At 60.6% G+C, this 14,332-nt stretch carries 10 protein-coding genes; 2 read left to right on the plus strand and 8 right to left on the minus strand.

The annotated features are described in order from the left end of the window. The 3 genes from PGR6_RS14660 to fdnG are packed head-to-tail and all read right to left on the minus strand — an operon-like array spanning position 1 to position 4,661. Positions 1-654, minus strand: coding sequence for a formate dehydrogenase subunit gamma (locus tag PGR6_RS14660; protein WP_064617964.1), 654 nt, complete (start codon positions 652-654; stop codon positions 1-3). Then, positions 651-1,595 (minus strand): formate dehydrogenase subunit beta, encoded by a 945-nt coding sequence (gene fdxH / locus PGR6_RS14665; protein WP_064617966.1) that lies wholly within the window; start codon positions 1,593-1,595, stop codon positions 651-653. The genes PGR6_RS14660 and fdxH overlap by 4 nt, the downstream gene beginning before the upstream one ends. Continuing rightward, positions 1,596-4,661, minus strand: a complete 3,066-nt coding sequence (gene fdnG, locus PGR6_RS14670; protein ID WP_156523291.1) for a formate dehydrogenase-N subunit alpha — start codon at positions 4,659-4,661, stop codon at positions 1,596-1,598. Between the two features lie 235 nt (positions 4,662-4,896). Between fdnG and PGR6_RS14680 the strand changes: the two genes are divergently transcribed. Further along, positions 4,897-6,045, plus strand: coding sequence for a MalY/PatB family protein (locus tag PGR6_RS14680; RefSeq protein WP_064617973.1), 1,149 nt, complete (start codon positions 4,897-4,899; stop codon positions 6,043-6,045). A gap of 52 nt (positions 6,046-6,097) precedes the next feature. Here the strand turns inward: PGR6_RS14680 and PGR6_RS14685 are convergent, their stop codons facing one another. From PGR6_RS14685 to PGR6_RS14695, 3 genes are all read right to left on the minus strand, one after another. Then, entirely contained in the window at positions 6,098-7,006 is a 909-nt protein-coding gene (locus PGR6_RS14685) for a zeta toxin family protein (protein WP_018925972.1), read from the minus strand. Positions 7,007-7,134: 128 nt separating this feature from the next. Continuing rightward, on the minus strand, positions 7,135-9,414 hold the full coding sequence (locus PGR6_RS14690; RefSeq protein ID WP_064617975.1) for an ATP-dependent DNA helicase: 2,280 nt from the start codon (positions 9,412-9,414) through the stop codon (positions 7,135-7,137). After that, positions 9,411-11,078, minus strand: a complete 1,668-nt coding sequence (locus tag PGR6_RS14695) for a VRR-NUC domain-containing protein (RefSeq protein ID WP_064617977.1) — start codon at positions 11,076-11,078, stop codon at positions 9,411-9,413. The genes PGR6_RS14690 and PGR6_RS14695 overlap by 4 nt, the downstream gene beginning before the upstream one ends. A 207-nt stretch (positions 11,079-11,285) precedes the next feature. Here PGR6_RS14695 and PGR6_RS14700 point away from each other — a divergent pair, with 207 nt between their 5' ends. Further along, positions 11,286-11,510, plus strand: coding sequence for a YgdI/YgdR family lipoprotein (locus PGR6_RS14700; RefSeq protein ID WP_018925975.1), 225 nt, complete (start codon positions 11,286-11,288; stop codon positions 11,508-11,510). 180 nt (positions 11,511-11,690) lie between these two features. Here PGR6_RS14700 and PGR6_RS14705 read toward each other — a convergent pair whose 3' ends face one another. Together PGR6_RS14705 and PGR6_RS14710 are read right to left on the minus strand one after the other, a co-directional pair. Next, the gene (locus PGR6_RS14705) at positions 11,691-12,770 is read right to left on the minus strand and encodes a tartrate dehydrogenase (RefSeq protein ID WP_018925976.1); all 1,080 of its coding nucleotides are present in this window, start codon (positions 12,768-12,770) and stop codon (positions 11,691-11,693) included. Between the two features lie 24 nt (positions 12,771-12,794). After that, the gene (locus PGR6_RS14710; RefSeq protein ID WP_064617979.1) at positions 12,795-14,252 is read right to left on the minus strand and encodes an NAD-dependent succinate-semialdehyde dehydrogenase; all 1,458 of its coding nucleotides are present in this window, start codon (positions 14,250-14,252) and stop codon (positions 12,795-12,797) included. Positions 14,253-14,332 lie beyond the last annotated feature (80 nt).

A 14,332-nucleotide genomic window follows, 5' to 3' on the forward strand; every position in this document is an offset into this window, starting at 1 on the left:
TCATCCTTTTTTGCTGATCGGTGGCTCTGGCGTTTCGTCGCCGGTCACTTCCCGGTACCAGAGCCCATGGTGTTTTCTCGCCCAGGCGCGGCTGACCCGGCCACGCACCATGGCGTGGACCGAACCGCGAATCCAGATACCAGCATAGACGTGGACAATGATGCTCAGCACCAGGATGAACCCTGCCAGCGCATGCAGCAGCATCGCCCAGCGGATGCTGGTGATGCCGAAGTACGCACTGAACCAGGCACGCCAGATCACCAATCCGCTGAATAGCAGCACCAGCATGCAGATCAACAATACCCAGAACAGCAGCTTCTGCCCCGGATTGTATTTGCCGATGGGCGGCACGCCCTCTTCCTCGTTACGGATCACATGCCCGACACGCCTGAGCCACAGCCGGTCGTTGGTGATGAAGTAGTTCGCCCGCCAGAAACTGCACACCAGGCCGAGGAACAGCACAAACATCGTCACGCCCAGGTACGGATGCAGAATGCGCGTCCACGAACCGCCGCCAAACAGGTTGCTGAGCCAGAACAGCCCCGGATGGAACAAGGCCAGCCCCGACAGCGCCGCCATGAGAAACAGAATTGCCACCAGCCAGTGATTGGTGCGCTGGTTGACGGTATAGCGCAGGATCGGTTTGTCGTTCATGGCCTGTCCTCCCCGCCCGGTTTGCTCGGATCGAAGGTGTGCACCGACGGATCGAACTCATGCACGGCAGGGTCAACGGTGGTCGGATGTTCGTCCTCCTCGACCAGTTGTGGCCCGACGCGCACGTAGTGGAAGAACCCGGCCAGCACCGCCGCGCCCATGGCCAACAGCGCCAGGGGTTTGCTCAGACCTTTCCACAGGTCCACCAGCGGACTGATCGCCGGGTGATCCGGCAGCCCGGCATACAACCTGGGCGTGTCGGCGTGGTGCAACACATACATGACGTGGGTGCCACCGACGCCCGCGGGGTCATACAAACCGGCGTTGTCGAAGCCGCGGCTCTTGAGGTCGACGATGCGTTCGGCGGCGTGTTCCTTCATGTCTTCCTTGCTGCCGAACACGATGGCGCCGGTCGGGCAGGTTTTAACGCAGGCCGGTTCCAGCCCCACCGCCACCCGGTCCGAACACAGCGTGCATTTATAGGCCTTGTGGTCCTTTTGTGAGATGCGCGGAATGTTGAACGGGCAACCGGTGATGCAATAGCCGCAGCCGATGCAGTGGTCCTGATCGAAGTCGACGATGCCGTTGGCGTGTTTGATGATCGCGCCGGGGCTCGGGCACGCCGCCAGGCAGCCGGGCTCGGCGCAGTGCATGCAGCCGTCCTTGCGGATCAACCATTCGAGGTTGCCGGCGTCGGTTTCATGCTCGGTGAAGCGCATCAGGGTCCAGGTGTCTGCGCTGAGGTCGTGGGGGTTGTCGTAGGTGCCGAGGTTGTGACCGACGTCGTCGCGTAGCTCGTTCCATTCCGAGCAGGCGACTTGGCAAGCCTTGCAGCCGATGCACTTGGTGGTGTCGATCAGCTTGGCCACTTCCTCCTGGGTGCGCACCGAGGGCGGCACGGTGGTGGTGGCCGAACGGGCGATGATGTCTTGGCTGGCCATTTAGACTTTCTCCACGTTGACCAGGAATGACTTGGATTCCGGGGTCTGTGTGTTGCCATCGCCGAGGAACGGCACCAGGGTGTTGGTCAGGTAACCGTGGCGGGTGGCGCCGGTGAAACCCCAGTGCAACGGGATACCGATCTGGTGCACCACCTGATTGTTGACCTGCAGCGGACGAATCCGCTTGGTCACCACCGCCACTGCTTCGATATGTCCGCGCTTGGAACTGACCCTAACCCGGTCGCCAGCGGCAATCCCCTTCTCCTTGGCCAGCGCCTCGCCGATTTCGACGAACTGCTCGGGCTGGGTCACGGCGTTGATCGGGCAATGCTTGGTCCAGAAGTGGAAGTGTTCGGTCAGCCGGTAGCTGGTCGCTGCATAAGGAAAGTCCTTGGCCTGGCCCAGGGTGTCCCAGACCGAATCGAAGATCCGCCCGGCCGGGTTGCTGGTCGCCTGTTTGTTGTTGGGGTGCATCGGGTTGATGCCGATGGGCGTCTCGAACGGTTCATAGTGTTCGGGGAATGGCCCTTCGTTCATCTTGTCGAGGGCGAAGAACCGCGCCACGCCTTCGGGGTTCATGATGAACGGGTTCATCCCGGCTTCCGGCGGCACATCGACCTTGTAGTCGGGCACGTCGGTGCCGGTCCAGACCTTGCCGTTCCACCACACCAGCCGCTTTTTCGCATCCCACGGTTTGCCTTGGGGGTCGCAAGAGGCGCGGTTGTAGAGAATCCGTCGGTTCGCCGGCCAGGCCCAGGCCCAGCCGAGGTTCTGCTTCATGCCGTAAGGATCACTGTTGTCACGACGGGCCATGTTGTTGCCCTGCTCGGTCCAGCTGCCGCAGAAGATCCAGCACCCGGACGCCGTGCTGCCATCGTCCTTGAGCTGGCCGAAGCCGGACAGTTGCTGACCGGCCTTGACCACCGCACCCGAGGCGTCGGTGACATCGGCGATGGCGTAGCCGTTGAATTCCCGGGCCAGTTCTTCTGGCGTCGGGTCATCCGGCACTTTGTAGGGCCAGTCGAGTTTGAGGATCGGCTCGGCCCAGGCGCCACCATTGGCCTGGTAACGCTGGCGCAGGCGCATGAACAGCTCGGCCATGATTTTTACGTCGGTGCGCGCCTGGCCCGGGCCGTCGGCACCTTTCCAATGCCATTGCAGCCAGCGACCGCTGTTGACCAGCGAGCCGTTTTCTTCGGCGAAACAGGTGGTGGGCAGACGGATGACTTCGGTCTGGATGTCGGCCGTCTGCACATCGTTGTAAGGCCCGACGTTGCGCCAGAACTCCGAGGTCTCGGTGGCCAGCGGGTCCATCACCACCAGCCACTTGAGTTTGGCCAGTGCCTTCATCACCCGGTTCTTGTCCGGCAAGGCGGCAATCGGGTTGAAGCCCTGGCACATGTAGCCGTTGACCTGGCCCTTGCCCATCATGTCGAACATTTTCAGGATGTCGTAGCCGGGAATGTCCAGTTTCGGCAGCCAGTCGTAGCCCCAGTTATTCTCGGCGGTGGCATTGGCGCCATACCAGGCTTTCATCAGGCTGACATGGAACTTGCCGTAGTTCTGCCAATAGGACATCTGCCCGGGACGCAGCGGTTTGAGTGCGCGCTTGGCGATGTAGGCGTTGTAGTCCTGTTCGCTTTCGGATGGCAGGGTCAGGTAGCCGGGCAGCAGGTTGGACAGCAAGCCGAGGTCGGTCAGGCCCTGGATGTTGGAGTGCCCCCGCAAAGCGTTGACGCCCCCGCCGGGCATGCCGATGTTGCCCAGCAGCAATTGCACCATGGCCGCGCTGCGGATCATCTGCGAGCCGATCGAGTGCTGGGTCCAGCCCAGGGCATAGAGAATCGTCATGGTCTTGCCCGGTTGCGCACACGTGGCAATCTCTTCCCAGATTTTCTTCATCGCGTCGGTGGGCATGCCACAGACCTGACTGGCCAGCTCCAGGGTGTAGCGGCTGTAATGCTGCTTCATCAATTGATAGACGCAGTGTGGGTCCTGCAAGGTCGGGTCGACTTTGGCAAAGCCGTCCTCGCCGATCTCATACCCCCAGCCGGACTTGTCGGTGTAGCTGCGCTTGCTCGCGTCGTAACCGCTGAACAAGCCGTCCTCGAAACCGTAGCCGGCCTTGACGATGAACGACACGTCCGTATAGGCCCGCACGTATTCGTGCTGGATCTTGTCTTCGGTCAACAGGTAATTGATCAGCCCGCCCATGAAGGCGATGTCGGTGCCGGTGCGGATCGGTGCGTAATAGTCCGCTACCGAGGCCGTACGGGTGAAACGCGGGTCGACCACAATCAGCCGCGCCTTGTTGTGGGCTTTGGCTTCGGTCACCCATTTGAAACCGCAAGGGTGTGCTTCTGCTGCGTTGCCGCCCATCACCAGAACCAGATTCGCGTTGGCGATATCGGTCCAGTGGTTGGTCATGGCACCACGGCCATACGTCGGGGCAAGACTTGCCACCGTCGGGCCATGTCAGACACGTGCCTGGTTATCGAACCCCAGCATGCCCAGACTGCGAATGACCTTGTGGGTGATGTAACCCGCTTCGTTGGACGAGGCCGAGGCCGCGAGGAAACCGGTGGTCAGCCAGCGGTTCACCGTTTGCCCCTGGGCGTTCTTCTCGATGAAGTTGGCGTCACGGTCGGCCTTCATCAGGTCGGCGATGCGGTCCAGCGCGTCATCCCAGGAGATCCGCGTCCACTCCTTGGTGCCGGGCTTGCGCACTTGCGGGTATTGCAGACGGCTGGGGCTGTGAATGAAGTCGAGCAGGCCTGCGCCTTTTGGGCAGAGGGTGCCGCGATTGACCGGGTGGTCGGCATCGCCTTCGATGTGAATGATGCTCTGGGCGACATTCTTCGCATTGTCGCCCTGGCTGTACATGATCAAGCCGCAGCCGACCGAGCAGTACGGGCAGGTGTTGCGGGTTTCATGGGTATGGGCGAGCTTGAAATGACGCACTTGTTCGGCGAAGGCTGGCGTCGGAGCCATGCCCAGCGCGCCGAGGGTGGATCCTGCAAGGCCGAGACCAGCGACCTTGAAGAACTGACGACGGTTGAGGTCCATCGTGCACTCCTGATCAGGTGGAAGCCCGGTGCGTTGGCCGGGTTTTTCTGGACGATCACGGTGACGGCAACGGAACTACCGCCAATTAGAACTTTAGACAATGTTGTGCTGCTCGGTCTGAAAACCGACCGTCGGCGGCTTGCCGGTCATGCCCTGTTGCACAACTCGCCAGCAGTGAAGGTTGGCGCTTATCATGGCCGCCGGATTACCCCCTCTGCCTTTTATGAGACTGAGCATGACTTTCGATTTTGATCAGGTGTTCGACCGCCATGGCACCGGCAGTACCAAGTGGAGCCGTTACCCGGCCGACGTGTTGCCGATGTGGGTCGCCGACATGGACTTCGCCGCGCCGCCGGCGATCATTCAGGCCCTGCAAAAACGCCTGGAACACCCGATGCTCGGTTACAGCGTGGCTCAGGATGACTTGCGTGACGCCATCGTCGCCGACCTGTGGAGCAAGTACGCCTGGCGTGTGCAGCCCCAGGAACTGGTGTTCCTGCCGGGTATCGAATCAGGCTTCAACATGGCCCTGCATGCACTGGTTCAACCGCAACAGAACGTGGTCGTGCAGACGCCCAACTACCCACCACTGCGCCATGCGCCGGGCCACTGGCAGCTGAACAAGGTCGAACTGGACTTCAACGTGCTGGCCGATGGCACGTACGCCACGCCACTCGATGCCTTGCGCCAGGCTCTGCAAGGCGGTGGCGCGTTGCTGCTGAGCAACCCGCATAACCCGCTGGGCAAGGTCTTCCCTCGGGAAGAACTGCAAGCGGTTGCCGACATCTGCCTGGAACAGGATGCGTGGATCATCTCCGACGAGATCCATTCCGAGCTGTGCTTCGATGGGCGCGTGCATATTCCGACCGCCTCGCTCAGCCCGCAGATCGCCAAGCGCACCATCACCTTGATGTCGGCGAGCAAGGCCTACAACATCGCTGGCCTGAAGACTGCGTTCATGATCATTCAAGACGCAGCGCTGCTCCATCGCGTCAACCATGCCCGCTGCGGCATGGTCGACAGCGTCAACCCGCTGGGCCTGGAAGCCACCCGCGTCGCCTACAGCGAAGGCCGCCCATGGCTGACCGAACTCATGGTCTACCTGCAAAGCAATCGGGACTATCTGGTGGAGGCCGTTCGCACGCGGTTGCCGGGCGTGACCATGAACGTGCCCCAGGGCACTTATCTGGCGTGGCTCGATTGCACGGCACTGGGGCTGGACAACCCGCAGCAATTCTTCCTCGAACAGGCCAAAGTCGGGCTGAGCGCCGGGCTGGATTTCGGCGATCACGCCCAGCAATTCGTGCGCTTGAACTTCGGCTGCCCACGGGCGTTGCTGGAAGAAGGGATTGCGCGGATGGAGCGTAGTTTGCGCAACCGCTGACTCGTGCGGCAACCACGGATCAACTGTAGGAGCTGAGCTCCTACAGCGCGGATTATCGGTACACGTATTTGACGATGTAAGCGTACAGCTCGTTGTAGACGAAGTTCGGGACATAGCGGGCATGGGTCCGGGACTTATGCAACGCCACATGACATTCTTTGACCATTTCGTCCCGGTCGGTCATCGCGAAGACATGTTTGTCGATGATGCCGGAATAGACACCGTGCGAAAAATGCGCGTTGAGTGTCGTCGAGTCGATCGCTCCGTTGGCGGCCTTTGTGTAGGTGCTCTGAGCGCGCAAGACACGGTCTTTCAAACCACCAAACCCACGCTCGTACAAGATGATTTGCGAGCCGCTGATCGCCTTTGCGGCTGTCTCGAAGGCCGGGATGATCGCTTGTGCATATCTCATGCTGGCCTCCAGCTTTGATGCCGGGAGAAATCTTTCCATTTCCTGATCTTCCAGGCTTTTCAGTGCTCTTTTGATGCTCGATACATGAGCGAACTCCTGATTGCAGGCGACGATGTGAGTTTCGAACTGGTAGCCGGCAGCCGTCGCCGTCGGTGGGAAAGCCGCGAAATCGATGCTGTCGAATGCACATTCCATGATGATGTTGTATTTGTTTTTAAACGCCTCGGTGAAGATCTTCGTGCTCACATCCCGGACAAAAGCCTCCGTATGTTCATAAGCGTGCAGGACACCGAGTTTGATCATTTCTGCGTATTGAGGGTGTTTTTTTCGGTATTCGGGCAAGTACAGCCGGACATAATTGGCATAGCGGTTGGTGGGCAAAAGGCTTTTTTCCAGCAGATAGGTTTTACCCGAGCCCTGTACCCCCGCGACAATCAGCATCTTGGGGAGTGTTTCGGCGGTGATGCCACTGAATAATGTGGTGGTGATTTCAGTGAACGCTGCGGTGACTTGTTCTGGCGTGTAAGCGTAATTCGGTGCTACTGACATACCTTGATTTCCTTATCAAAGATTCGCTTGAAAGTGATTGCCTGCCCTTTGAATAAAGCGGTGTTTCGTTGTTTGTTCAAACGAGCGTGTCTTTCAAGATATGTCACTGTTTTACAAGGTAAAAACTCCTACAAACCAGAAGGAAATTGCGTCAGCTCAACGGACCACCAACGCGGCAGTAATTGCTTGACCTTACTCTCGCCAAACCGGTCGTCAATCAGCATCACCACCCCTTGGTCCTCCCGTGTACGGATCACCCTTCCTGCCGCCTGCACCACTTTCTGCACACCTGGAAACAGGTAGGTGTAGTCATAACCGGCACCGAAAATCGCCGCCATGCGCTGTTTCAGCTGTTCGTTGACCGGATTGAGTTGCGCCAGCCCCAGGGTGGCGATGAAGGCGCCAATCAAGCGGGCGCCGGGCAAATCGATGCCTTCACCGAACGCGCCACCCAGCACCGCAAAGCCGATGCCCTGCCCGTCGGCGGTGAACTGGTCGAGAAAGTCCTGACGCTGCGCTTCCCCCATGCCCCGGGACTGCGACCACAGCGTGATCTGCGGATACCGCTCGGCCAGCAACTGCGCCACTTGCTGCAAATAGTCGAAGCTGCTGAAAAACGCCAGGTAGTTGCCGGGGCGTTGACTGAACTGTTTGGCGATCAGCTCGACGATGGGCGCAAGGGAGGCCTGACGGTGGACGAACCGCGTGGATATCTGGCTGACGATGTGCACTTGCAGCTGATCGGCGTGAAATGGCGATTCCACATCGATCCATACCGTATTCGCCGGAGTGCCCAGCAAGTCGGCGTAGTAATGCCGAGGGCTCAGGGTCGCGGAAAACAGCACCGTGCTGCGCGCAGCAGTCAGGCGCGGGCGGATGAAACCGGCGGGCACCACATTGCGCAGGCACAGCTGCGACAGATTGCGCTTGCGCTCGAGGTCACGCTTGCTGATGTCGAACAGGAAATGCTCGTCGAACAGTTCAGCCACGCGGCCGAATTGCAGCATGTCGAAGTAAAAATTCTGCAACCCGCTGTCCAGGCCCTGAGGATGATCATTCAGGTAATCGCCGATGCTTGCGCAGCACAAGGACAAGGCCTGAAGCAGTTTTTCCGGGGCTTTGTCGTAGGCCTGATAGGCGCCGAGTTGCTGATCGTGCAAGGCATTCCATTCACGATTGACTCGCTGCAAGGATCTCTTCAACGACTCGGGCGCGGTTTTTCGTACGCTGTTCAAAGTCGCCTGGTCGAGGCTGGCGCTGTACATTTGCCGGCCGCGCTCCACCAGGTTGTGGGCTTCGTCCACCAGCACCGCGACGTTCCAGTTATTGGCCTGGGCCAACCCGAACAGCAACGCGCTGAAGTCGAAATAGTAGTTGTAGTCAGCGACCACCACGTCCGCCCAGCGGGCCATTTCCTGGCTCAAGTAATAAGGACAAGCCTCGTGCTGCAGGGCAACCTCGCGCAAGGCACTCTGGTTCAACAGGCTCAATTGACTGGCGGCCTGACGCGCGTCCGGCAGACGATCATAAAAACCCTGGGCCAACGGGCAGGATTCGCCATGACAGGCCTTGTCCGGGTGCTCGCAAGCCTTGTCCCGGGCGATCATCTCGAGGACTCGCAACGGCTGTGCATCGGCGCTGTCGAGGATGACCTGAGCCGCGTCCAGCGCCAATTTGCGCCCCGGGGTTTTCGCCGTGAGGAAAAACACCTTGTCCAGTTGCTGCGGCGCCAGGGCCTTGAGTATCGGGAACAGCGTGCCAATGGTCTTGCCGATACCGGTCGGCGCCTGGGCCATCAGACAGCGGCCGGTGCTGACTGCCTTGAACACCGATTCGGCCAGATGCCGTTGGCCGGGGCGAAAATCGGCATGGGGAAAGCTCAGCTGTTGAGCCGCCACATTGCGCCCTTCGCGATGGGCCATTTCCTGCTCGGCCCAGTGCAGGAACAACCCGCAGTGGTGCTCGAAGAACAGCTGCAAGTCGGCGGCGCTGAAGGTCTCGACCAGACAGGTTTCCTTCTCGCTGACGATGTCGAAGTACACCAGGGCCAGGTCGATCTGCGCCAAATCCAGTTTCTGGCACATCAACCAGCCATAGACTTTCGCCTGCGCCCAGTGCAACTGCCGGTGGTTGGCCGGTTGCTTGCTCAGGTCGCCCCGGTAGGTTTTGACTTCTTCGAGGCAGTTTTGCCCCGGATCGTAGCCATCCGCCCGGCCTTTCACGCTCAAGGTTCGATACTGGCCCTCGAGTGCGACCTCGTTCTGGTAACCCTCGCTGCGTCGTGACGCCACGGTGCGATGGCCGACAATGCCTTCCAGCGCGGTTGGCGACGGGGTGAAACGCAGGTCGAGGTCGCCGACCTTGGCGGTGAATTCACACAACGCCCGCACCGCGATGCTGTAGCTCAAGCGCCCTGCTCCACCCATTGCACGTAGCAAACGGCGATGGGCATCTGGTGCTCGTGACAGAACTCCAGCCAGCGCAATTGGTTGTCTTGCAGGCGATCGCCGGGGCCTTTGACTTCGATCATTCGGTAGGTTTTGTGTTGCGGCCAGAACTGGATCAAGTCCGGCATGCCGGCGCGGTTGGCCTTGATGTCGAGCAGCAGTCGATTGAACCAGTGCTTGAGGTGTTCGGCGGGCAGACAGTCGAGCGCCTGCTCCAGCAGTTCCTCGCTCAGCGCGCCCCAGAATACGAACGGCGACTGCACGCCCCACTTGGCGGTGTAACGCTCGCGGATGGTCTGGGCGTAACGCCCGTCATCGAGTTCGGCGAGGCAGGCCTGGAACAGATCCGCGCGCCGCGCATGAAAGTCTTCGTTGTGCAGGTCCACCGGGCCGCGCTGGAATGGGTGAAAAAACGCCCCCGGCAACGGGGCGAAGATCGCCGGCCAGCACAGCAACCCAAACAGCGAGTTGATCAGGCTGTTCTCGACGTAATGCACCGGTGCCGACTCGTCCGCCAGATGCGCCTGAACGTAATACTCCACCGATAACGCCGGGTCGTGCCTGGGCAATTGCAGGTCCAGGCGCTGCATGGCCCGCGGGGCTGGCCGCTTGATCGGCGGCCCGCCCAGTTTGCGCCGCAGCCTGGGCAGCACACGCAATAAATGCTGATGTTCGGTGGCGCTTTCCGGGGTTTGCTCGGCGTGGCTCGCCAAATCCATGGCCAGTTGAAATTCACCACAGCGCTCCAGCACGCGAATCAGCCGCAGGCGTGCGCCGGGGTAGGCGCAATCGCGGTAGAGGCCCAGGGCGGTGGAAAAATCCGCCATGCGTTCGCAGTGCTGAGCGATCTGGAACAGCAGCTTGGCCCGACGTCTTTGCAGCCAGGGATTGGCGAGTTCCAGCCTGTTGATCTGCTCGACAACCACCGCCACCTCTTCACCGGCCTCGAAATGCTGCTGACAGCTGTGCAGGAACAGGCAGGCGTCGACGTCTTCGCGGCTGCGCAAGCCTCGGGACTCGGCGCAAAACTCGACTTTTTCGTAGGTGTAGATGCCCAGGTCAGCCAGAACGAATTCCGACCAATCCTGGTAAAGATTGCCGAAGAACATCAGGCGCAACCGATCGCACAGGCCCATGACGGTCAGGCTGAACAACCGGTCATCCAGTGCCGGGCACCACTGGGCAAAACTTTGCTCTTCAGGAAACTGCTCGCTCAGGGCCGGCAGCCAATCGCTCTTTTTGCCTTTCGGTTGATCGATGGCGTCGCCAAAACACTGGAGAATCTCGGCCTTGAGCAGCACCTCGAATACCTCCTCGACAGGCAGCGGCAACTGCTCGTCGATCCAGCCCAGGGCCTGGAGCGCTGCCGCGGCACTGGCGATGTCGCCGATTTCGACGTAACTCAGTTTGCCGGACCTGAAATGCACGCCCTTGCGCATCACCAATCTGACCAGCAAAGCCTGGGACTCGCGGGGCAGTCGATTGAAGTCGCGGATGAAGTCCTGCTCTTCGATGCTGAGTACATCGGCATAACGATGCTCAAGCCAATCAAGCACTTGCATGAAGTTGTTCAAGTAATAGAACGGGTCGTCGAGGGGATTTACAATCACGGGCAATCGGGCCATGGCAAGCGAATACTGGTTATGCGTACAGATACCAGCTATGCCCCACCCGGTGCAAACGGAAAAGGATAAGTGGCGACGCAATCGGACAATTTTCGGGTGACCATCGAACTTTCTGCCATTCCATCGCACCAACCGCGTTAGAAGCACAGTGAGGATTGATCTCGAACGAGGCGTTCGCACTGTTTTTATTGAGTGATGGAGGTGTGTATGAATATCAAGACTCTGGGTTTGCCTCTGGCGGCAGCGGCCTTTCTGGCCCTGACCGGTTGCTCGACGCCAACGGTCGTGACCCTGCAGAACGGCACCCAGTATTTGACCAAGGACATGCCGAACACCAAGGGCAAGGATGGCTTCTTCGAATTCGAAGATATTTCCGGGGCGAAAGTGAAAGTCCGCGCCGATGACGTGGCCACGATTCGCAAGGAAGACTGATCCCCTGCGTTCGGCCGTAGCAGCTGTCGAGCCTGCGAGGCTGCGATCGGCGACGAAGTCGTCGTAAATCCTGTCCACGGTTTAGCTGAAACACCGCAGTGCCCGATTTCACGACTGCTGCGCAGCCGAACGCAGTCTCGCAGGCTCGACAGCTGCTACACAAGGAGTGCGTCGCAGGCTTTAAAGCGCTTGCGCGATCGCCTTGCCGACCTCCTGAGTCGAGCCCTGCCCGCCCAGGTCCGGGGTGATTGGCCCTTCTGCAATCACCCGTTCGATCGCCTGCAGAATCCCGTCGTGCGCGGCGCGATAACGCTCATCGCCATTGCCCAGAAAATCCAGCATCAACGCACCGGACCAGATCATCGCGATCGGGTTGGCGATGTTGCGCCCGTAGATGTCCGGGGCCGAGCCGTGCACCGGTTCGAACAGCGATGGAAAACGCCGCTCGGGATCGAGGTTGGCCGACGGCGCAATGCCGATGGTGCCTGCGCAGGCCGGGCCGAGGTCGGACAGAATGTCGCCGAACAGGTTCGACGCCACCACTACATCGAACCGGTCCGGTTGCAGTACAAAACGCGCGCACAGGATGTCGATGTGCTGTTTGTCCCAAGTGATGTCCGGGTACTGCGCGGCCATCAATGCCGTGCGTTCGTCCCAGTACGGCATGCTGATGGAAATCCCGTTGGACTTGGTTGCCGCCGTCAGGCGTTTGCGCGGTCGGGTCTGGGCCAGGTCGAAGGCGAACTTGAGAATCCGGTCCACGCCGCGTCGGGTGAACACCGACTCTTGCAGCACGAACTCATGCTCGGTGCCTTCGAACATCTTGCCGCCGACCGAGGAATACTCGCCTTCGGTGTTCTCGCGGATCACCACGAAATCGATGTCCCCTGGTTTGCGCCCGGCCAGCGGGCACGGCACGCCGGGAAACAGACGTACCGGGCGAATGTTCACGTATTGGTCGAAGTCGCGACGAAACTTCAGCAGTGAGCCCCACAAAGAAATGTGGTCCGGCACCTTGTCCGGCCAGCCGACGGCGCCAAAGTAGATCGCATCGAACCCCTTGAGCTGATCGAACCAATCGTCGGGCATCATTTTCCCGTGTTCCAGGTAGTAATCGCAGTGAGCCCAGTCGAGCACTTCGATGCTCAGCTCCAACTGCCACTTCTTCGCGGCTTGCTCCAGTACCCGCAACCCTTCCGGCAGGACTTCCTTGCCGATGCCATCGCCGGCAATCGCGGCGATTCTGAATGTTTTGCTCATCAATCGTGCCCCCGTGTCCGTTAATTACAGCCCGCCGATGTGGAAAGCTTTGACTTCAAGGTATTCATCCAGCCCGTACTTGCTGCCTTCACGGCCCAGCCCAGACTGCTTGATGCCGCCGAACGGCGCGACTTCCATGGAAATGAGCCCGGTGTTGAGGCCGACCATGCCGAACTCCAGCGCCTCGCCGAACCGCCAGGAACGGCGCAAATCCTGAGTGAAATAGTAGGCGCCCAGGCCGTAAGGCGTGGCATTGGCCAAGGCCAGCGCTTCGGCCTCAGAGGTAAACCGCATCAACGGCGCCACCGGGCCGAAGGTTTCTTCGTTGGCCAGCAGCATGCCGGCGTGGGTGTCGCCAAGGACGGTCGGCTGAACGAACTGGTTGTCGCCTTCGGGAATGCCGCCGCAGAGCAAACGCGCGCCCTGGCTCAGGGCATCGTCGATGTGCCGGGCGACCTTGCTCACCGCCGCCGGGTTGATCAGCGGGCCGATGGTCACGTCGGCGTCCAGGCCATTGCCGACCTTGAGTTTGCCCACCTCCTCCACCAGTCGCTGGGCGAAGCGTTCGTAGATGCCATCCTGCACCAGAATGCGGTTGGCGCAGACACAGGTCTGCCCGGCGTTGCGGAATTTGCTGAGCATGATCCCGGTTACCGCCTGCTCCAGGTCGGCGTCGTCGAACACAATGAACGGCGCGTTGCCGCCCAGTTCCAGGCTCAAGCGCTTGATGTGCTCAGCGCTCTGACGCATCAGCAGCCGACCGACCGCGGTGGAGCCGGTGAAGGAGATCTTGCGCACCGTCGGGTTGCCGGTCAGTTCTTCGCCGATGCCGGCGGGCATGCCGGTCAGCACGTTGAACACCCCGGCCGGAATGCCGACGCGTTCGGCGAGTACTGCCAGGGCCAGGGCCGACAGCGGGGTCAAGTCCGAGGGTTTGACGATGATCGGGCACCCGGCGGCCAGGGCCGGCGCGCACTTGCGGGTGATCATCGCGTTGGGGAAATTCCACGGGGTGATCGCGGCGCACACGCCGACCGGTTGCTTGAGGGTCAGCAGGCGGCGGTCGCCGCTGGGGGCCGGTATGGTTTCGCCATAAACCCGGCGGGCCTCTTCGGCGAACCATTTGACGAACCCGGCACCGTAGCGGATTTCACCCTTGGCTTCGTTCAGCGGTTTGCCCTGCTCGCAGGTCATGATCAAGGCGAGGTCGTCGAGGTTGTCGATCATCGCCTGATACCAGCGCTCCAGCAGCGCCGCCCGTTCTGCTGCCGGGCGTGTGCGCCACGCCGGCCAGGCCCGCTCGGCGGCTTCGATGGCGCGTCGGGTTTCTGCGCCCTGCATGGCCGGCACCCGGGCAAGCAACTGGCCGGTGGCCGGGTCGATGACGTCCAGGGTCGCGGCGTTATCGGCGCCGATCCACTGCCCGTCCACATAAGCGAGTTCTGCCAGAAGGCTGGGGTCTTTCAAACGATTCTTGAGCATGGTCGAGTCCTGATCCGAGACATTTCCAGTCTAGGGAGGTGCCACGGATAAGGATGCTGAAAGCGTTTGATGGGCAGTGT

The sequence above is a fragment of the Pseudomonas sp. GR 6-02 genome (assembly GCF_001655615.1).
Classification (GTDB): Bacteria; Pseudomonadota; Gammaproteobacteria; order Pseudomonadales; family Pseudomonadaceae; genus Aquipseudomonas.

Excerpts from the sequence above, each read along its gene's own strand:
- PGR6_RS14660 (WP_064617964.1), bottom strand. The coding sequence starts at position 654 with ATGAACGACAAACCGATCCTGCGCTATACCGTCAACCAGCGCACCAAT.
- fdxH (WP_064617966.1), bottom strand. The coding sequence starts at position 1,595 with ATGGCCAGCCAAGACATCATCGCCCGTTCGGCCACCACCACCGTGCCG.
- PGR6_RS14680 (WP_064617973.1), top strand. The coding sequence starts at position 4,897 with ATGACTTTCGATTTTGATCAGGTGTTCGACCGCCATGGCACCGGCAGT.
- PGR6_RS14685 (WP_018925972.1), bottom strand. The coding sequence starts at position 7,006 with ATGTCAGTAGCACCGAATTACGCTTACACGCCAGAACAAGTCACCGCA.
- PGR6_RS14695 (WP_064617977.1), bottom strand. The coding sequence starts at position 11,078 with ATGGCCCGATTGCCCGTGATTGTAAATCCCCTCGACGACCCGTTCTAT.
- PGR6_RS14700 (WP_018925975.1), top strand. The coding sequence starts at position 11,286 with ATGAATATCAAGACTCTGGGTTTGCCTCTGGCGGCAGCGGCCTTTCTG.
- PGR6_RS14705 (WP_018925976.1), bottom strand. The coding sequence starts at position 12,770 with ATGAGCAAAACATTCAGAATCGCCGCGATTGCCGGCGATGGCATCGGC.
- PGR6_RS14710 (WP_064617979.1), bottom strand. The coding sequence starts at position 14,252 with ATGCTCAAGAATCGTTTGAAAGACCCCAGCCTTCTGGCAGAACTCGCT.